At 29.5% G+C, this 18,706-nt stretch carries 19 protein-coding genes; 13 read left to right on the forward strand and 6 right to left on the reverse strand.

Annotation, left to right across the window (positions count from 1 at the left end; translation table 11 throughout):
- Window positions 1-6: 6 nt before the first annotated feature.
- From FP421_RS03040 to FP421_RS03055, 4 genes are all read right to left on the reverse strand, one after another.
- On the reverse strand, window positions 7-3,648 hold the full coding sequence (locus FP421_RS03040) for an ABC transporter permease/M1 family aminopeptidase (protein ID WP_159947487.1): 3,642 nt from the start codon (window positions 3,646-3,648) through the stop codon (window positions 7-9).
- Window positions 3,649-3,676: 28 nt separating this feature from the next.
- Complete coding sequence (locus tag FP421_RS03045; protein WP_159947489.1) at window positions 3,677-4,564, reverse strand: ABC transporter ATP-binding protein; 888 nt, start codon at window positions 4,562-4,564, stop codon at window positions 3,677-3,679.
- A 159-nt stretch (window positions 4,565-4,723) separates the two neighbouring features.
- Window positions 4,724-5,380 (reverse strand): HAD family hydrolase, encoded by a 657-nt coding sequence (locus tag FP421_RS03050; RefSeq protein WP_159947491.1) that lies wholly within the window; start codon window positions 5,378-5,380, stop codon window positions 4,724-4,726.
- Between the two features lies 1 nt (window position 5,381).
- Window positions 5,382-5,798: a thiol-disulfide oxidoreductase DCC family protein gene (locus FP421_RS03055; protein WP_159947493.1), complete on the reverse strand. Its 417-nt coding sequence runs from the start codon at window positions 5,796-5,798 to the stop codon at window positions 5,382-5,384.
- Window positions 5,799-5,980: 182 nt separating this feature from the next.
- On the opposite strand from FP421_RS03055, the gene FP421_RS03060 reads away from it, so the two are divergent.
- Genes FP421_RS03060 through FP421_RS03075 form a run of 4 tightly spaced genes read left to right on the forward strand, consistent with a single transcriptional unit; the run spans window position 5,981 to window position 10,280 of the window.
- Window positions 5,981-6,673 carry an ABC transporter ATP-binding protein gene (locus FP421_RS03060; RefSeq protein WP_159947495.1) on the forward strand — a complete coding sequence of 231 codons (693 nt, stop codon included), beginning with the start codon at window positions 5,981-5,983 and terminating at the stop codon, window positions 6,671-6,673.
- Between the two features lie 2 nt (window positions 6,674-6,675).
- Entirely contained in the window at window positions 6,676-7,905 is a 1,230-nt protein-coding gene (locus tag FP421_RS03065; protein ID WP_159947497.1) for an ABC transporter permease, read from the forward strand.
- 2 nt (window positions 7,906-7,907) lie between these two features.
- Window positions 7,908-9,152 (forward strand): ABC transporter permease, encoded by a 1,245-nt coding sequence (locus tag FP421_RS03070; protein WP_159947499.1) that lies wholly within the window; start codon window positions 7,908-7,910, stop codon window positions 9,150-9,152.
- A 15-nt stretch (window positions 9,153-9,167) separates the two neighbouring features.
- Window positions 9,168-10,280: an efflux RND transporter periplasmic adaptor subunit gene (locus tag FP421_RS03075; RefSeq protein WP_159947501.1), complete on the forward strand. Its 1,113-nt coding sequence runs from the start codon at window positions 9,168-9,170 to the stop codon at window positions 10,278-10,280.
- Between the two features lie 62 nt (window positions 10,281-10,342).
- On the opposite strand, the gene FP421_RS03080 is transcribed toward FP421_RS03075, so the two are convergent.
- On the reverse strand, window positions 10,343-11,494 hold the full coding sequence (locus tag FP421_RS03080) for an NAD-dependent epimerase/dehydratase family protein (RefSeq protein WP_159947503.1): 1,152 nt from the start codon (window positions 11,492-11,494) through the stop codon (window positions 10,343-10,345).
- 48 nt (window positions 11,495-11,542) lie between these two features.
- Here FP421_RS03080 and FP421_RS15255 point away from each other — a divergent pair, with 48 nt between their 5' ends.
- Window positions 11,543-11,671, forward strand: coding sequence for a hypothetical protein (locus FP421_RS15255; protein WP_262885934.1), 129 nt, complete (start codon window positions 11,543-11,545; stop codon window positions 11,669-11,671).
- Between the two features lie 95 nt (window positions 11,672-11,766).
- Here the strand turns inward: FP421_RS15255 and FP421_RS03085 are convergent, their stop codons facing one another.
- Window positions 11,767-12,987, reverse strand: coding sequence for a porin family protein (locus FP421_RS03085; RefSeq protein WP_159947505.1), 1,221 nt, complete (start codon window positions 12,985-12,987; stop codon window positions 11,767-11,769).
- A gap of 144 nt (window positions 12,988-13,131) precedes the next feature.
- Here FP421_RS03085 and FP421_RS03090 point away from each other — a divergent pair, with 144 nt between their 5' ends.
- The 8 genes from FP421_RS03090 to FP421_RS03125 all read left to right on the forward strand — a co-directional run bounded on the left by FP421_RS03090 (window position 13,132) and on the right by FP421_RS03125 (window position 18,637).
- Window positions 13,132-13,689, forward strand: coding sequence for an RNA polymerase sigma factor (locus FP421_RS03090; RefSeq protein ID WP_159947507.1), 558 nt, complete (start codon window positions 13,132-13,134; stop codon window positions 13,687-13,689).
- On the forward strand, window positions 13,676-14,476 hold the full coding sequence (locus FP421_RS03095) for a hypothetical protein (RefSeq protein ID WP_159947509.1): 801 nt from the start codon (window positions 13,676-13,678) through the stop codon (window positions 14,474-14,476). Before FP421_RS03090 ends, FP421_RS03095 begins: the two co-directional genes overlap by 14 nt.
- Window positions 14,477-14,499: 23 nt before the next feature.
- Complete coding sequence (locus FP421_RS03100; RefSeq protein WP_159947511.1) at window positions 14,500-15,603, forward strand: hypothetical protein; 1,104 nt, start codon at window positions 14,500-14,502, stop codon at window positions 15,601-15,603.
- Window positions 15,604-15,766: 163 nt separating this feature from the next.
- Window positions 15,767-16,852: an alanine dehydrogenase gene (gene ald / locus FP421_RS03105; RefSeq protein ID WP_159947513.1), complete on the forward strand. Its 1,086-nt coding sequence runs from the start codon at window positions 15,767-15,769 to the stop codon at window positions 16,850-16,852.
- A gap of 105 nt (window positions 16,853-16,957) precedes the next feature.
- Window positions 16,958-17,296 (forward strand): 30S ribosomal protein S6, encoded by a 339-nt coding sequence (rpsF, locus tag FP421_RS03110; protein WP_159947515.1) that lies wholly within the window; start codon window positions 16,958-16,960, stop codon window positions 17,294-17,296.
- A gap of 3 nt (window positions 17,297-17,299) precedes the next feature.
- On the forward strand, window positions 17,300-17,596 hold the full coding sequence (gene rpsR, locus FP421_RS03115) for a 30S ribosomal protein S18 (RefSeq protein WP_015480245.1): 297 nt from the start codon (window positions 17,300-17,302) through the stop codon (window positions 17,594-17,596).
- A gap of 14 nt (window positions 17,597-17,610) precedes the next feature.
- Entirely contained in the window at window positions 17,611-18,057 is a 447-nt protein-coding gene (gene rplI, locus FP421_RS03120) for a 50S ribosomal protein L9 (RefSeq protein WP_159947517.1), read from the forward strand.
- 109 nt (window positions 18,058-18,166) lie between these two features.
- Complete coding sequence (locus tag FP421_RS03125) at window positions 18,167-18,637, forward strand: DUF6495 family protein (protein ID WP_159947519.1); 471 nt, start codon at window positions 18,167-18,169, stop codon at window positions 18,635-18,637.
- The last annotated feature ends 69 nt before the right edge of the window (window positions 18,638-18,706 follow it).

The raw sequence follows: 18,706 nt of genomic DNA on the forward strand, positions 1-18,706 counted from the left end.
ATCTAATTATTCTTCGAGTTCAACAATTTTTAAGTTATCATCCGGAATTCGATCTATTAATTTATTGTAAGGATCAATTCCGGCTTTTACAGGAATCTTATCAGTAGTAAAGGTAAATGTACTAATTCCTGGCTTTATCCAACGTTTTTCTAAAAATAAAGGAACTTTAGTTGTCATTCCCATTTCATTCTTAGTATCACGATCAAATACAGCAATTTCAATCACATTGGGTTTTTCTCCTGTTTCTAAAAGTTTTCCATTTCCACCAAAGTAATTTTTTGCACTTTCTACTTCTAAGGTAACCTCATACTCTGTGTCTGAAATTTTCTTGTAAGTTGCGTTTTTCACTTTATTGTTATAAATAGTAATTTTCTCAAAACTATCTTCTAGATAGTATTGTAAAGAATCTGGAGTTACAGATTTCATATAACTATACCATTCAGTTGAAGTCGCAAATGGAGCTTTTTGTCTAAATTTAGCATCCTCCATAAATTTTTTGAATCCACTGTTTAAAGTGTCTTCTCCAATTAAATCTTGCAAGCCATATAAAATTAATCCTCCTTTTCTGTACCAAACATATTGTTGGCTGTCATTGTCTAATAATGTTTTTTCAAACTTTCCTTCATTAGCTCTTCCTCTTAAATAACTATCCAATTCTCTTTTTAAGAAATCTTGCATTGCATCTATTCCATATTCTTTTTTCATTACCATTAAAGAAGAATATTCTGCCATAGATTCAGAAATTTGATTAGAACCTCTAGTAGCTGAAGGTGTAATTTGATGTCCCCACCATTGATGTGCAACCTCATGAGAAGTAACCATGTACACATAATCTAAATCTTCAGGATCACTAAAATCTCCAACCCAACCAAAGCTTTCTGCATAAGGAACTGTATTTGGAAAAGACTGAGCAAAAGTTGAGTATCTTGGAAATTCGATAATTCGCATTTGCTTGTATTGATAAGGACTGTAGTTTTTAGAAAAATAATCCAAAGAATGTTTTACACCTTTTACAAATTTATCTAAGTTGTATTTATGTGTTGGGTGATGAAAAATTTCGATATTTACTTTTTCTCCATTCTCACCTGTCCAAACTTCTCTTAACACATCATATCTCGCAGAAGAAATATTATAAAAGAAGTCCAGTTCACCAGTCATTTTATAATGATAATATTTACGTCCATTTTCTTCCCATTCTTTCTGTAAAATTCCTGGCATAATCGCAATTTGATCTAAATCAGTGCTTACAGTTCCTTCAAAAGTTATATAATCTGCATCATTATTAAATAATAAGTTGCTAGTGCCCCATTCATCATTTTGTTCTGGAAGTGAATAATCTTTGATGGGTAAATTGTGTTTTTTTCGATCTTGATCACTTGAGACTTCCCCTGCTGAATCATAACCAAATGAAGGAAAATATCCATTATTCAAAAAAGTACCATTATAAACAATTTGAGAACCAGAACCTTCATTAGGAAATCCCTCAAAATAACGTGAAACTGTTAATACCATGGAAACAGTATCATTTGGTTGCATCGTTTTGGGTAATTTGTAAATCTGATAGCCAAATTTTTCAAATTCTTTTTCTAAGACAGGTTTTTGATTATCAATTAAGAACTTGTCCATTTTTTTCTTAAAACTAGACTTACCTCCCCAATTTAAATGCAAAGAATCTATTGGTTGATCAGATTTATTTACCATTATAAAGTTAGTGGTTATGGTTGCACTTCTTTCTTTAGGTAATAAATCTGCGTTGACTTTTACATCAATTATTTTAGGTTGATGAATTTTTGCATATTTACTCAAGGTTTTTTCATATTCAACTGCATTCATTGTTCCAGCATCAGAATTGGCATAGTAGTTTAAGGTTTTGGTATTGTAATTAATATAAAAACCAGAACCAATCCATAAAATTAAAGCAGTTATAATACTAACCAATGTTGCTCCTCTAAATCTTCTTTTTGCAATTTGAAATCTTGCTTTTCTTCCAGAGTCTGTTCCTCTTTTCCAAAATAGATAACCAATAAAAGTTAAAAAAGCACCACATGTCAACCAATAAAATCTAAACCAAAAAAGTGATTTACCAAAATGACCAAAACCATTCATGTCAGATAATGTATATCCAGCTGAATATCCATAGAGGTATAGGTTGTTGTTAATTTCAGCAAAATTATTTAATCCGAATAAGAAAATCCAAATAGCAATAGCAATTACATGCCCCATAAATTTTTTAGACACAATAGAATGCACAAAAAATGCCATCATTATAAAAATGATATATCTTGGATATTCTATTAAATATAAGTCTGTGAAATATTTGCCAAATTCAAAATTGTAATATCCTTTTATGATTTGATTAAAAACACCACTTACCAAAACAAGATTTACTAAAACAAAAGCAACTAGTGCTAGTGCTAAAAATTTAGACCCATAAACAATTCTGTTTGGTAATGGCATGGATCCAAATATTTGATCATATCTTACACCACGTTCTCTATGTAATACTTCTCCAGTCATAAAAACGATGAGAATAAAAATGAGTATTACATAGGTAAAATCTTTTACTTCTAGCATATAATAAGTGAGTGGTAAAGACGGAGTTCCATAATTTGGAAAACCAAACCAAGCATCAAAAAACAAGAAAGCTACACCAGCTGCTAAAATAGCTTTGAAGAAGTTGTCTCTGATAATATTCTTAAATTCTAGAAATGCTAGACTAAACAGTAACTTTATGTTTAAGGCACTAGAAAAATGCTTTGTAACAGAAGGAATTTTAATTAAAGCTGCATTAGAGTGAGATTGTTTCGCTTCTTTTTTCTTCTTTATTTTACCAAAGTTCTTGTTTAAGAAGCGCTGAAAATCAAAACGAAATAAAGTATAAAGAAATAAAATAACCCCTAAACCAACCCATAAAAGACGATTCCAAATAATCATTCCATCAAAAGGAACAGTTAAGGTGTTTTGTTCTTCTGGTGTCCAGTATCTAGTTACATTGTTGAAAGTTCCTAATCCAAATGGATCTAATAAACTTACCAAATCTTTAGCTTCAATATCTTGGGTTAATGTGTTAGTTACTAAGTAGGTAATAAATAAAATAGCACCACCTGCATAGGCTAACATCACTTTTTTTGTCATACTTACAAGGGTAAAAAAGATACATCCAGCAAAGAAGAAGTTTGTCCAGTATAAAGCCAAAGTTGGCTGTAAATACCACCATAAGTTAAAATCAGTAAAGCGTTCTGGTTCTACAAAACCTGCATAAGGTCCAATTTGAAAACCAATAATTAACCCAGCATGTAAGCCTAAACTGACTAATAACAGTACAAACATAGAACCGAAAAAACGTCCCATTAAATATCCTTTTTCAGTAATAGGATAAGAGAAGTAATAATTCTCTGTTTTGTGTTCTATATCTCTGTAAACAGGAACTCCCATAATAGCGCTCGAAAGCATAATTCCGAAAATACTAATGACGGATAACATAGTTGCAATTGCAGTAGGTGAATTCACAAATACTTTTTCAGAAGCGGGTCCATTTCCTCCAATAGAAAAAAACAAACCAAACACTAATAAAATTCCAAAGTATGCCCAAGTTGCGGGTCTTTTAAAACGATATTTAATTTCAAATAGAAAAATTTCTTTAAACATAATTGATTTTTTTAAGTTAATAATTCAACTATGCAGAAACAGTCTCCATACGAGTTGTTATTTCAGCAAAATATACATCTTCTAAATTCGCAGCTCCTTTTTTAAAGGAACTGTGAGGTTTTTCATCACTTAAAACATGAATAATAGTTTGTCCTGCTTTTAAATGTGTAGAAATAACTTGCATTTCATTTTGATAAGTATCTAATTCCGATTTTTCTATGGCTTTTGTCCAAATCTTACCTACAACATTTTTGGTTAAATCGTTTGGATTTCCTTGTGCTACCACTTCACCTAAGCAAATGATAGCCATATTTTGACATAAATTTGAAATATCTTCTACAATATGAGTGGAAAGAATTACAATGGTGTTCTCACCAATTTCACTCAATAGGTTGTGAAAACGAACACGTTCTGCAGGATCCAAACCAGCTGTTGGTTCATCAACAATAATTAGACGTGGATCACCAATTAAGGCTTGTGCAATACCAAAACGTTGCTTCATTCCTCCAGAATATGTGCCTAAACTCTTATTACGAACATGCCAAAGATTCGTTTTATTTAACAAAGATTCTACTAAATCTTTACGTTCTCCTTTATTGGAAATTCCTTTTAATTTAGCAATATGATTTAGCATATCGTATGAAGTAATTTTTGGATAGACTCCAAACTCTTGAGGTAGATAGCCTAATATTTCTCTTACTTTAGACTTGTTTTTTAAAATATCAATATCACCTAAAGTTATAGAACCTGAATCTGCTTCTTGTAAGGTTGCCAAAGTTCTCATTAAGGATGATTTACCTGCTCCATTAGGTCCTAAAAGACCAAACATTCCTTGCGGAATAGTTAAAGAAACATCTTTTAAAGCTTGAACGCCATTTGAATAGGTTTTATTCAAATTACTAATTTGTAATTCCATAGATAGTTTGTTTTGGTTAGAATAGTAGTCTTAAAATATTTTTTATACTCATAATCAGAGTTTTATAAAAATAATTTAATAAATATACATTTTTTTAATTACATGTATAATTCTAATTTAACAAAAGTACTTTTTAGGGAATTTATGGTGAGATTAAATCTATATTAACTCTTTTAACATAGAAAAATCATCAATTATCATATTAGCATTTTCTAATGTTTGATCTTCTGCCATTGGGTTTTGATATCCTACAACAAAAATACTTGCATCATTTGCCGCTTTTACACCATTATCAGAATCTTCGATAACTATACAATTTTCTTTAGGAGTATTTCCTAAAAGTGCTGCTTTTTCAAAAATTTCTGGATGAGGTTTAGATTCAGTTAAATCTGCGCCACTAATTTTTGCTTTAAAATATTGATTTAAATCAAATCGATTAAAAACACGGTTTATATTAACCATTGCAGAAGAAGATGCCAATATTAAAATTAATCCTTTATTGTAAAAATATTTTATGATTTCTTCAACTCCATTAACCAAATGTAAAGTAGGGTCATTTTCAAAGAAATTTACATAACGTCTTCTTTTGTCTAAAACCAAATCTTCAGGATTTAGATCTAAATTAAAATGATTTACTAATTTTTGAAAAGCATTTATGGTAGATGAACCTGTAAGTGTTTTGTATAAATTATCAGAAACATTAACACCAATAGCGTTAAAGGTTTCGTAATAGGCTTTTTTATGAATTTCTTCAGAATCTATAATCACACCATCCATGTCAAAAATGACACATTTTACTTTGTTTGGAAAATTCATATTACTCTAAAAATTTAGCTTTTAATTCTGGTGTTGGAATCATACAACTTTCTTTTTTTCCAAACCATTTATACCTGTTTTTTGCGATAAAATCATAAATTACATTTCTAAAAGTCTCAGGAAGTACCCAAAAAATTTGAGTGATTTTCCAAAAACCACCAAAATCATTCATTATTTTAAGAGCAGCAGTAGATTTTATCTCATAAGAAACTCCAGGTTCATATAAAATAATAGAATCTATTTTAGAAATATCAATTTTTAAATGATTAATAATTTTTTGTCCAGAATCAGATTGCAATGCTGTAAATAAAAAAGTATTTTTTGTGTCGTTTTTAATCACTTTTAATACTGAATCATTGCACAGGTTGCAAACCCCGTCAAACAAGATGATTTTTTTATTTTTTGGAATTTCATTCATACAGACAAAAAGATATGCGTTTAATACAAAGATACTTCAACTTTTTTTTAAAATTCTTGTAACATTTTTTTTATTCACACGTCTTATGGTTGTACTAGAGTAAATGGTGTTTTTTGATTTAACATAAAATTAATAAGTCCAACTAATTGCTTTAGGTATTTTCGTTTAAAATTAACCAACTGATGATTAAAATTGAAAAACTTCACAAATCTTACCCAATAGGTAAAGATTCTCTACATGTTTTAAAAGGAATAGATTTACATATTAAAGAAGGCGAATTTGTTTCAATTATGGGGTCTTCTGGTTCTGGTAAATCAACTTTATTAAATATTGTTGGCTTATTAGATGTTCATGATGAAGGAAACTACTTTTTAAACGGACAATTAATCAAAGAATTAAACGAAAAAAAAGCAGCTATTCTAAGAAATAAGTTCTTAGGTTTTGTTTTTCAGTCTTTTAACCTTATTTCTTACAAGACAGCTTTAGAAAATGTTGCACTTCCTTTGTATTATAAAGGTATGAATAGAAAAGAAAGGTTAAAAATTGCATTAGATTATTTAGAAAAAGTAGGACTTAAAGATTGGGCAAATCATTTACCTAACGAACTCTCTGGAGGACAAAAACAACGTGTAGCCATTGCTAGAGCTCTAGTTACCAAACCAAAAGTAGTTTTAGCTGATGAACCTACAGGAGCATTAGATTCTACTACAACAGACTCTGTAATGGATTTGTTGAAAGACATTAATGATGAAGGTATGACTGTTTTTGTAATTACACACGAAGAAGAAGTTGCAGAACAAACCAAAAGAATAGTTCGTCTAAAAGATGGAGTTATCATAAGTGACGAATACACAAAAGCAGCAAAAGCAGTTTAATTATGTTTGATTTAGATCGTTGGAGAGAAATATTTCAAAGCATTAACAAAAACCGGTTGCGTTCAGTACTTTCAGGTTTTACGGTGGCTTTTGCTATACTATTATTTACATTACTTTTTGGTATTGTTAGTGGTTTAAGCAACTCTTTTAAAGATGCTTTTGCAGATGATGCTCAAAATGCAATGTTTGTAAGAGTTTGGAAAACTTCTAAACCATACAAAGGATTACAAACTGGCAGAAGAGTTCAATTAAAAAATAAAGATTACGAATATATTCAAGATGAATACGGTAATAAAATACAGTATAAATCTGCTAGAATTTATAAAAACTTTACCATTAAGTATAAAAATGAAGCAAGCAATTACAGTGTAATGGCTGTAAACCCAGATCATCAGTTTTTAGAAAAAACAATTATAGATGAAGGTAGGTATCTAAACGAAAGAGATTTAAGAGAAAAATCTAAAGTAATTGTAATTGGTAGATTACTTAAAGAAGATTTATTTGGTGAGAGACCTGCTTTAACAAAAAGAGTAAACGTAAATGGGAGTTCTTATTTAGTAATTGGTATTTTTTCTGATGAAGGAGGAGATAACGAAGAAAGAAAAGCTTTTATTCCGTTAACTACTGCCCAAATGATGTATGGTAATAACGATTATATAAGTCAGATTGCTTTAGGCTACAATCCAAATTTAAGCCTTGATGCTGCTATTGCCTTTGGTAATAAAATGGAAAGGGATTTACGTAGTAAAATGAATATTCACCCAGATGATCAAAGTGCACTTTCAGTTAGAAATATGGCAGAAGCAAACAAAGGTGTTGGGCAATTTATGTTTGTATTGTATCTTATAGTACTCTTTGTAGGCTCTGGTACATTAGTGGCTGGAATTATAGGTATCAGTAATATTATGATTTTTGTAATTAAAGAAAGAACCAAAGAATTCGGAATTAGAAAAGCTCTAGGAGCTAAACCAGCTTCAATAGTTGGTATGGTTGTTCAAGAATCTGTTTTAATAACTACAATTGCTGGATATTTAGGGTTAAGTTTAGGAACTTTTGTTTTAGCTCAAATAGGGGATTCTTTAGAAGATTACTTTATCAAAGATCCAAGTGTTAGTCCTGGAATTATTATTGGAGCAACCTTAACATTAATTATTTCAGGTTTAATTGCAGGTTATGTTCCTGCTAAAAGAGCAGCAAATATTAAACCAATAGAAGCCCTAAGAGCAGATTAATTATGAAGTTTTTATTCGATTCAGATACATGGCAAGAAATTTACGGAAGTATTCGTAAAAATAAAGCAAGAACCGTAATTACCATTATTGGAGTTTTATGGGGTATTTTCTTATTGGTAGTACTTTTAGGTGCTGCTAGAGGTATGGAAAATGGCTTTAAAAAACTATTTGGAAACTTTGCTACCAACAGTGTGTTTGTATGGACGCAAAGAACAGATACACCATTTAAAGGTTTTCAGGAAGGTAGAAGGTTTAAGCTGAATATGAATGATATCAAAGCTTTAAAATCTGAGTATGGAGATAAAATAAAGTTTTTAGCGCCCAGAAATCAAACAAATAACTTATTAGTCCATAATTTTAAATCAGGTGATTTTAAAGTAAGTGGAGATTACCCTGTGTTAGATAAAATTCAAAAAAAGAAATTAATCTACGGAAGATTTATCAACCAAAACGACATATTATCTTATGCCAAAGTAACTGTTATTTCTGAGGATATGTACAAACAGTTATTTGACAAAGGTGTAATACCTATAGGGGAATACATAAAAATCAATAGCATAAATTACAAAGTAATTGGGGTTTATGGGCCATCTCAAGGAATTGATTTAGACGGAGACACAGCTTACATTCCGTTCTCAACTTTTAAAAGAGTATATAATACTGCTAATAATATTGACTGGATGGTGATTACAGCAGATGAAAACACCAATATCAAACAGCTAGAGAGTGATGTGAAATTAACCTTAAAAAGTCTGCATAAAGTTCATCCAGAGGATAATAGAGCATTTGGTTCTTTTAATTTAGGTGTTGAATTTGCAAAATTTACAGATTTCTTAATAGGAATGCAGTTTTTAACTTGGTTTGTAGGTATAGCTACTTTAATTGCGGGAGTTTTTGCAATTGGTAACATCCTATTAATTACAGTAAAAGAAAGAACAAAAGAAATAGGAATTAGAAGAGCCTTGGGAGCAACTCCTAAAAGTATTCGCCAACAAATTATTTTAGAATCTGTTTTTTTAACTACTGTTGCAGGAATGCTGGGAATTATTTTTGGTGGTACAATTCTATTTTTTATTGACTTAGCAACAAGTTCTAATGAAGATATACCATTAGTAAACCCAACAGTAAACATACCTATAATATTTATCGCATTTACAACACTAATTGTACTAGGTACGCTAATAGGATTAATTCCTGCACATATGGCAACAGTTGTAAAACCAATAGAAGCATTAAGAGAAGAATAAACCAATCAACAAATCATGAGCAAAAAAGCAAAAATTATTTTAATTATTATCGCAGTTTTATTTGTAGCTGCATTAATTTGGTTCGGAAAGAAAAATCAAAAAAGTATTGTAGAATATGATACAGAAACTCCATTTAAAACAACAATCATAAAAAAAACAGTAGCAACTGGTAAAGTTACTCCTTTAGAAGAGATTGAAATCAAGCCTCAAATTACTGGTATTATTGATAAAATAATGCTTTTAGAAGGTTCTAAAGTAAAAAAAGGTGACTTAATAGCAACTGTTAGAGTTGTACCTAATGAGCAGTCATTAATTAGCGCTAAAGGTAGAGTAGACAACACAAAAATTAGATTAAATAACGCTAAAGTTCAGTATGATAGAAATAAAAAATTATACGATAAAGGTGTAATTTCTAGACAAGAATTTGAGCAAATTGAGTTGACGTACAATCAAACCAAACAAGACTTAAAGAATGCTGAGAATGATTATTTAATCATCAAAAAAGGTTCTGCTGGTTCAGGTGGATCTGCAAACACCAACATTATGGCGCAAATTTCAGGAACTATTTTAGAAATTCCTGTAAAAGAAGGAGATCAAGTAATACAATCTAACAACTTTAATGCAGGTACAACTATAGCCTCTATTGCAGACATGAACAAAATGATTTTTGAGGGTAAAGTTGATGAATCTGAAGTAGGTAAATTAGTTAAAGGTTCTGATATTGATGTTTCTATAGGAGCTATTGAAGGAGTAAAATTTCCTGCAAAATTAAATTTTATAGCACCAAAAGGAACAGAAGAAAATGGAGCGGTTCAATTTACTATCAAAGCAGATGTTACTTTAGATGATAAATTCTTTATTAGAGCAGGGTACAGTGCAAATGCAGATATTGTTTTAGAGAAAAAAGATAGCGTACTTTCTATTAAAGAAGCATTATTAAAATTCGACAAAAAAACAGAAGAACCTTATGTAGAGGTAAAACAAGAAGATGGTACTTTTAAAAAGCAAACCTTAAAGTTAGGAACTTCAGACGGAATTAATGTACAAGTTATAGAAGGAGTTACAGAAGAAGATGAAATAAAAATATGGAACAAAGTTTCTAAAGATGATAAGAAAAAAGACAACTAATAAATAATTAATTATCATTATTTAAAAAAGGAACTCAAATTTGAGTTCCTTTTTTTATGCGATTACACTTTCTTTTTTACACTTTTCCAAGCGTTAATGATCTCTTTTTCTTGCATCAAAATAGAATCCTTTTTTTTCTCAAACTTATCGCGTCTTTCATCAGTTAAATTATCAGAATACCACCAATCATGTGTTTCTTTTATTGATGCCTTTAAATCTCTAAAAGTTAGTCCTTTTTTAATTGAAAAATCATTATTAACCCTTGCGGATCCATATGTATATTCATCAATAGGAATCCAAGGAACTAAATAATAAATTTTATGTTCTTTTAAAAAATCATAATCATCTATTTGTACAATGCTAGCATCTGTACTAAAAGCTTTTTTTGCATTGGTTACAAAATCGAATATAGTTTCTTTTTTTAAAGGACCTACCGCATTGTAAGTTCCAGTAGCTTTTTGTTCTGCTAAACGAATCATAAATTCAGCTACATCTCTAACATCAATATATTGTACAGGATCATCAGCCTTTACTGGAACTAATATTTCTCCACCTTTAGCCAAACGAATTGGCCAATGAATAAATCGATCTGTTTTATCTCCAGGGCCAAACATATATGTAGGTCTAACAATAATTGAACGCTCTTTACCAAAAGCATTTATAGTTTCTTGTTCAGAGTTCGCCTTCATTACACCATACCAATATTCTAATTTTAGGTTTTCATCAGTAATGTTCTCTGGTTCTTTGTATAATAGTTCTTGATCTTCCTTAATATTTCCTGTTTTATAAGGAAAATAAACTCCAGTAGAAGAAGTGTACACATATAAATCACAATTCTCTTTCAGTAAGTTTGCGGTTGCTTTTGTCCAACTTGCTTTTTGTCCAGAGTTGTCAATAACAATATCCCATTTTCTGTTTTCTAAAGCAGATAAGTTATTTTCTCTGTCACCAACTAAATGTTCAACCTTATCAAAAACAGCTCTGTTTACATTGGGTTTTGTTTTTCCTCTTGTAAAAATTGACACTTTATGTCCTCTTTCTAAAGCATATTTTATTTGATGTGGTCCTAGAAAACTTGTTCCTCCTAAAATTAAAATAGATAAGTTTTTCTTTTCGGGTTTGTTTTTACATGCTATAAAACTACTTCCCAAAACTGGCAGAGTTGCGCTAAATAATAAACTTTTTTTAATAAAATTTCTTCTAGAATTAGACATGTTTTTGGCTGATTTTGATGCAATTAAGCTAATATAATTAAAAATCTTTTGATAAAAATTCGGCCAAAACAAAGTTTAGCAAATACTAAAAACACAGTTTCTAAAATTAAAAATACGTTTGAGACTGTTAAAGATTTTAGACCAATTCGTTTTATTATTGATGTGGATGCTTATTAATACATACAAATTATATCAAAATAAAAATTTAGGCTAAAAATGTTAATTAATATTACTTTAATTTTTGATAAAAAAATACTTTAAGAAATGAAATTTTAAAAAATAGTATAACCTAAAATTACCGAAGTAGAATTAAAACTACTTTCTTTAGAAGCAAACTGATTTAAAAGATCTCTAGCAGTGTATGTTCTTAATTCAATACTAAACTTGTTGTTATATTTGTAACCTACTCCAAAAGCATAATTCATATCAGTTTCTATATCATAATTTAATGGTTTATTTACGTTAGTGCCAATTGATCTAATTTCTGATTTCATTGTAAAATTTGAAACTAAAAAAGTATTTACAAAAAATTTAGATTTATCGTTTAAATATATGTAGTGTCTAATACCAATTGGTACATCTATAGTACTGTAATTAATTGTGGCAGAGTTATCAGCCTTGGTTATCCTATCAGTTAAATCATCATACATAGATGAGTAGGAAAGGTAGTTTGGATTTATTACAATAGCCCACTTATTGTTATTAAAACCCAATACATACTCTGCTTCAACTCCTAAACTAAGCGCTAATTTGTTATTAAAACTTGCACTAAACCCAAGTTCTGAAATTGAAAAACCTAACAAATTAACATTTGCATTTAAACTTAAATTAAATTGTGCCTTGTACTTTTTAGTATTTTCCTTAATGTAGTTCACAAAATTGGCATTTTCACAATTATTATAATCTTCAAATAATTTAACTAGTTTGCTACTTTTATACTCTAATTTTTTTATGCGATTTTCTTTAATATCGCTACATTTTAAATTGTCAAGTATTTGTTGCTTGTATCTTTCGTTTTTTTTGATGGTAAATCTATCTGAAGATAAAAAACTTTTAAAAACAAGTTGTTTTATATCGTCTATTTCATAAAAAAAACGAAGTAGACCTGGTTCAGAATATTTATAAAGACTTGCTTTCCCTTTTAGCAATACTTTTAAAAATAATTGTTCATCAGTAAATTTAACTTTTCTTGTTAAACTAAGCTCATTAGAATTTTCACTAGATCTATCAATTTTAACAGTATGTCTCTCGTATTTAGAAATTTTATAAATTTCAAATTCTTTAACATTGCTTATTGTTGCAATATTTTCTGAACTATCTTTAGTTAGTTTATAGACAAAGCTTTTTGGATTATTAAGTAAATCTAAGTTTTTTATTAAACACTCTATTTTTTCTCCAGAATTGTTTATAAAATATCCTTTTTCAAAAGAAGTTTGAGAAAAAAGGTTTAAAGTACAGACTAGTAAAAATGTAAATAATGGCGTCTTTTTCATAATTTGATAGATAATTCTTTTCAAATGTAATAATATAAAATTTTATGTTTATTAAGTTTTTTATTTTTTTTAATACAAAAGCAACCTTTTTTAAACTCATGTAGTCTATATATTTGTAAGGCAATAAAAACCAAATAAAGAGGCTTGAAAATTATCACTTTGCATAATCAAAAATCACTCATAAAAAGAGCGATAGATAACAACAGAGATGCACAACAGCAGTTGTTTGAGCAACATTCTCCTAAAATGATGGGGGTTTGTAGGCAATATGTAAAAGATTTGCATCATGCAGAAGATTTAATGTTGCAAGGCTTTTTAAAGGTTTTTACAAACTTACATAAATTCAAACACGAAGGTAGTTTTGAAGGTTGGATTCGCAGAATTATGGTGAATACTTGTATCTCTTACCTACGTAAAAAGAATGTGGTTGATTTATCTGATGAAGATTATGTTTTTAATGATGCAGCTACAGAAAGTTTAGAAAATACTTCTGTGGAAGACATTCAAAAACTGATAGATCAATTACCAGAAGGTTACAAAATGGTTTTTAATTTATTCGCCATAGAAGGTTACAAACATTCAGAAATAGCAGCAAAACTCGAAATTTCTGAAAGTACGTCAAAATCGCAATTATTTAAAGCTCGTAAATTATTGCAAGAGAATTATAACAAAATGAATAAAACAATTCATGGAGACAAATAAAATGGATAAAAATATTAGAGAAAAGTTACAAGAGAGAACTTTTATGCCTTCTAATTCAGCTTGGGAACGTTTGTCTGTTCAATTAGATGAACAACCTGCTCAGAAAAGAAAAGGCTGGTTTTTTTATATCAGTATAGCAGCAAGTATTTTGTTATTGGTTTCTATAGGAATTCAATTACTTTCTAATAATCAAGAAGAAATTAAACCAAATCAGAAAGTAGTAAAATCACCAATAGATAAAATAGAAATTGATCGTAATATTGATAAGTTGGTGAATGAAATTCCTGTAGAAGAAGCCATTGTAAAAACTGATAAGATAGAAGAGAAGACAACAACAAAAAAGAGTGATGTTATAACAAAAAAAATAGCAACCCCTAAAAAAAACAAAATTACTCCATCTTTTAAAGAAGAACAAGTAGTTGCAAAAGTTGAAAAAGAAAATATTAAAAGTGCGATTCCTGCTGAAATAAAGGAATCTAAAATATCAATACTAAAAAGAGATCCAAATAGTAGAATTAAAATTAATAGTGATGATTTATTGTATGCTGTAACTCATTCATCAACAGAGGTGAAAGAATATTATGCAAAACACAATCTTACTAGGGATGATGTTTTAAATACGATTAAAAGTGAGCTCCAAAAATCGAATATAAAAATCAACCCAAATACAATTCTTGCAGAAGTAGAAAGAAATATTGGCGAAGAAGATTTTCAAAACAATTTTATGAAAACCTTAAAAAACAAAATTTCAAATATAGCTACTGTTATAGCAAGTAGAAACGATTAAATAACATTTAAATTTATAAAAAAATGAAAAAAATAATACTAATATTAGTGTTGTTCAGCACAACTGTTGCCTTGTCACAAGAAAGAACATTTGAAAAAGAGGTTCTTAAAATTTCAAAAAGAATTGAGAAAATAACAAAAACTCAAAAAGATTCTCTAAAAATCAAAGTATTGACTATTGATAAACGTCTAGAAAAAGGTGAAATCACAAAGTCAACAGCAGATACATTAAAAAAAGAAGTGGCTGCATATCATGCAAGAAGAATCGAAAAATTGGTAGGAGAACAAGAGCGTATGCTACAATTATTGGTACAAGATAAAACCAATGGAAAAATAGCAAGTTCAGAAGAAAAGGAGGTTTTTGAAGACGATAATACATTTACCATTGGTAATAAAACTTTTCGATTAAATATTTCTGATGATAATAGAAATTACAATGAAGAAAGAAGAAAGAAAAGATGGAGTGTGAAAAATAAAAGACAAAGAAGTACAACAACTCAATTTGTCTTTGCAATGGGTATTAATAATGTTTTAAATAATGACGATTTAAATTCATTAAACGATTCTAAGTATCAATTATGGCGATCTCGTTTTTACGAATTAGGATGGACCTGGAAAACTAGGTTTAGCAGAAAACCATCAAATTTCTATTTTAAATACGGAGTTTCTTTCCTTTGGAATAACTTACGTTTAGAAGGCAACAGAACCCATATTAAAAATGGTAATATGACAGAAATTCAACCTTTTGCAAATCAATTGTCAGAAAGTAGATTACGTCATGTTCAAATGAATTTTCCTATACATTTAGAATGGGATTTCTCAAAAAATAAAACTTCTAATAGTGGTTTTGTAAGAGATAGAACCAATGAATCAGTTCGTTTTGGAATAGGAGGATTTGTTGGTGTAAAACTAGGTACAAGACAATACCTTGAATATGAAAATGGAAGTGGAACTAGTGTAGAAGAAGTACAGTTTGATAATTTCAATATGAATACTGTTAATTATGGACTTAGTGCGTATTTGGGATATAGATCTACAAGCTTTTATGTAAAATATGATTTGAACCCACTATTTAAAAACACACAAATTAGAAACATTTCTATGGGACTTAGATTAGATTTAGATTAACAAATTTTAGAAGTTAATACAGAATCATATTTAAAAGAAGAATACTATAGCAAAATAGTTAATAATTTACATAATTAATAAAAATAACAAGTAAAAACCTTTTTGTTGAATTTTAAACAAAAAGGTTTTACATTTACGTGCTTAAATACTCAATTTAGGCAATATGAAAATTGGAATTCCCAAAGAAATTAAAAACAATGAAAGTAGAGTAGGTATGACTCCTGCTGGTGTTTTTGAACTCACAAAAAACAAACACACTGTTTATGTACAATCCACTGCTGGTGAAGGAAGTGGTTTTTTTGACAATGATTATTTAGAAGTAGGGGCAACTATTTTACCTACAATTAAAGATGTTTACAATCAAAGTGATATGATTGTAAAAGTAAAAGAACCTATAGCAGAAGAATATCCTTTAATACAAGAAAACCAGATTGTATTTACCTATTTTCATTTTGCGTCTAGTGAAGCATTAACAAAGGCAATGATAAAAAGCAAAGCCATTTGTATTGCCTACGAAACTGTAGAAGATGCTGATGGTACTTTACCTTTATTAACTCCAATGTCTGAAGTGGCAGGAAGAATGTCTATACAACAAGGAGCAAAATACTTAGAAAAGCCAATTAAAGGAAAAGGAATTTTATTAGGAGGTGTTCCAGGAGTTAAACCAGGAAAAGTATTAATATTAGGTGCTGGAGTTGTTGGTGTACAAGCAGCAAAAATGGCTGCAGGTTTAGGTGCTCATGTTACCATTATGGATATCAATATGAAGCGTTTGCGTTATGTAAACGATGTTTTACCAAATCATGTAGTTACAGAGTTTTCGAGTGAATATAGTATTAGAAAACACATCAAAACTCATGATTTAATTGTTGGAGGAGTATTGGTTAAAGGAGGAAAAGCTCCAAAATTAATCACTAGAGACATGTTAAAAGAGATGCATCCAGGTACAGTAATTGTTGATGTTGCTGTAGATCAAGGTGGTTGTTTTGAAACCACAAAAGCAACAACACACGAAGATCCAACCTATATCATAGATGATGTTGTACATTATTGCGTTGCCAACATGCCAGGTGCTGTTCCATACACATCTACGATGGCGTTAACTAATGTAACTTTGCCTTATATTTTAAAATTAGCAAAACTAGGTTGGGAAAAAGCTTGTGCTTCTGATGAAACTTTACACAAAGGCTTAAATATTGTGAAAGGAGATGTTGTTTATGAAGAAATTAACGAAGCTTTCGATTTGTAATTTTAACAAGATTAAATTGCTGAAAAATAGTTTTGTAAATTTAAATAAGATAATTTAAAAGTTTGTATATTTGCAGCCTTAAAAATAAATTATAAATATTTAATTATGAATCATTACGAAACTGTTTTCATTTTGAATCCCGTTTTATCTGATACTCAGATAAAGGAAACAGTACAAAAGTTTAATGACTATTTGGTTTCTAAAGGTGCCGAAATGATTTCTAAAGAGGATTGGGGCTTAAAAAAATTAGCGTATCCAATTCAAAAGAAAAAAAGTGGTTTTTATCACTTACTTGAGTACAAAGTAGCTGGAGAAGAGATTTCTTCTTTCGAGTTAGAATTTAGGAGAGATGATAGCGTTATGCGTTATTTAACTGTTAAATTAGACAAACATGCTGCAGCTTGGGCTGAAAAAAGAAGAGAACGTAAAACTGCAAAAAACTAAGAAATGGCATCTATAGAACAACAAGCAAAAGGTGGTAAATCTGCTGACGTTAGATACTTAACGCCATTAGATATAGAAACTAAAAAAGAAGCGAAATACTGTAGATTTAAGAAGAAAGGTATCAAGTATATCGATTATAAAGATGCAGACTTCTTAATGTATTTAGTAAACGAACAAGGTAAAATTTTACCAAGACGTTTAACAGGGACATCATTAAAATATCAACGTAAAGTTGCGCAAGCAATTAAAAGAGCGCGTCATTTAGCGTTAATGCCTTACGTTGGAGATATGTTAAAATAATAAAGAGGTAGACCATGGAATTGATATTAAAACAAGACGTAGAAAATTTAGGTTTTAAAGACGATGTTGTATCTGTGAAAAACGGATATGGTAGAAACTTTTTAATCCCTACAGGACAAGCAATTTTAGCTACTTCTTCTGCTAAAAAAGTATTAGAAGAGAACTTAAAGCAAAGAGCTTATAAAGAAGCTAAATTAATTGAAGACGCTAACAAAATAGCTGAATCAATTAAAGGATATGAAATCAAAATTTCAGCTAAAACTGGTTCAGGAGACAAATTATTTGGTTCTGTAAACAATATAGATTTAGCTGCTGCATTAGCAAAAGCAGGTACAGAAATCGACAAGAAATTTATTAAAGTTGTTGGAGGTTCTGTAAAAAGATTAGGTACTTATGAAGCATCTATAAGATTACACAGAGCTGTAGTAGTAGATATTACCTTTGATGTAGTTGCTGAGTAAATTTTACTTAAAAACATATATAAAGCTCGTTAGAAATAACGAGCTTTTTTTTTAAACTGAACTTGTTTCAGTTTTTTATAAATATAGACTATCAGCTAACAATCAATAAATGAAATACAGACAACTCACCAAAGAACAATTTGAAAGTTTGCATCATGAATTTGCTCGTTTTTTAGCAAGTCAAAGTATTGATGTAAATGAATGGAATCAATTAAAAAAAGAGAAACCACATGTAGCTGAAGAAGAAATGAACGTTTTTTCTGATGTAGTTTGGGATGATGTTCTTAATAGAACAAATTATGTAGAGCATTTCTCTAAGACTTCTGCAAATTTTTTTAAATGCGATGAAACTGAAATACATAGAATTGTGGTAAAAGTAGATTGGGATATCAATTTATTAGAGCAGGAAGGTTTTGAATGGTTAATGAAAAATCCTATGGACAATTCTGTGGAGATCTTTAGAGGTTCTAAGTCATACAATTCAGAACGAAATACAGAAATTTTTGATTTGATTGAAAAAGGAAGTACTATTTCTAAAGGAGAAATCTACGAATATTTCAATCAGTTAATTTCTGAATAATCATTGCTATTCACTTCTGGTCATTGAGAATGAAATGAAGCAATCTTAAAAAAAAGCGGATTACTTCGT

It is taken from the genome of Polaribacter septentrionalilitoris (genome assembly GCF_009832745.1).
In the GTDB taxonomy this organism is placed as follows: domain Bacteria; phylum Bacteroidota; class Bacteroidia; order Flavobacteriales; family Flavobacteriaceae; genus Polaribacter; species Polaribacter septentrionalilitoris.

Bases quoted from the DNA above. Each gene is read 5' to 3' on its own strand.
- FP421_RS03065 (WP_159947497.1), top strand. From the start codon at position 6,676: ATGTTTGATTTAGATCGTTGGAGAGAAATATTTCAAAGCATTAACAAA.
- rplI (WP_159947517.1), top strand. From the start codon at position 17,611: ATGGAATTGATATTAAAACAAGACGTAGAAAATTTAGGTTTTAAAGAC.
- FP421_RS03125 (WP_159947519.1), top strand. From the start codon at position 18,167: ATGAAATACAGACAACTCACCAAAGAACAATTTGAAAGTTTGCATCAT.
- FP421_RS03100 (WP_159947511.1), top strand. From the start codon at position 14,500: ATGAAAAAAATAATACTAATATTAGTGTTGTTCAGCACAACTGTTGCC.
- FP421_RS03080 (WP_159947503.1), bottom strand. From the start codon at position 11,494: ATGTCTAATTCTAGAAGAAATTTTATTAAAAAAAGTTTATTATTTAGC.
- FP421_RS03050 (WP_159947491.1), bottom strand. From the start codon at position 5,380: ATGAATTTTCCAAACAAAGTAAAATGTGTCATTTTTGACATGGATGGT.
- FP421_RS03045 (WP_159947489.1), bottom strand. From the start codon at position 4,564: ATGGAATTACAAATTAGTAATTTGAATAAAACCTATTCAAATGGCGTT.
- rpsR (WP_015480245.1), top strand. From the start codon at position 17,300: ATGGCATCTATAGAACAACAAGCAAAAGGTGGTAAATCTGCTGACGTT.
- FP421_RS03055 (WP_159947493.1), bottom strand. From the start codon at position 5,798: ATGAATGAAATTCCAAAAAATAAAAAAATCATCTTGTTTGACGGGGTT.
- ald (WP_159947513.1), top strand. From the start codon at position 15,767: ATGAAAATTGGAATTCCCAAAGAAATTAAAAACAATGAAAGTAGAGTA.
- FP421_RS03075 (WP_159947501.1), top strand. From the start codon at position 9,168: ATGAGCAAAAAAGCAAAAATTATTTTAATTATTATCGCAGTTTTATTT.
- rpsF (WP_159947515.1), top strand. From the start codon at position 16,958: ATGAATCATTACGAAACTGTTTTCATTTTGAATCCCGTTTTATCTGAT.
- FP421_RS03085 (WP_159947505.1), bottom strand. From the start codon at position 12,987: ATGAAAAAGACGCCATTATTTACATTTTTACTAGTCTGTACTTTAAAC.
- FP421_RS03070 (WP_159947499.1), top strand. From the start codon at position 7,908: ATGAAGTTTTTATTCGATTCAGATACATGGCAAGAAATTTACGGAAGT.
- FP421_RS03095 (WP_159947509.1), top strand. From the start codon at position 13,676: ATGGAGACAAATAAAATGGATAAAAATATTAGAGAAAAGTTACAAGAG.
- FP421_RS03060 (WP_159947495.1), top strand. From the start codon at position 5,981: ATGATTAAAATTGAAAAACTTCACAAATCTTACCCAATAGGTAAAGAT.
- FP421_RS03040 (WP_159947487.1), bottom strand. From the start codon at position 3,648: ATGTTTAAAGAAATTTTTCTATTTGAAATTAAATATCGTTTTAAAAGA.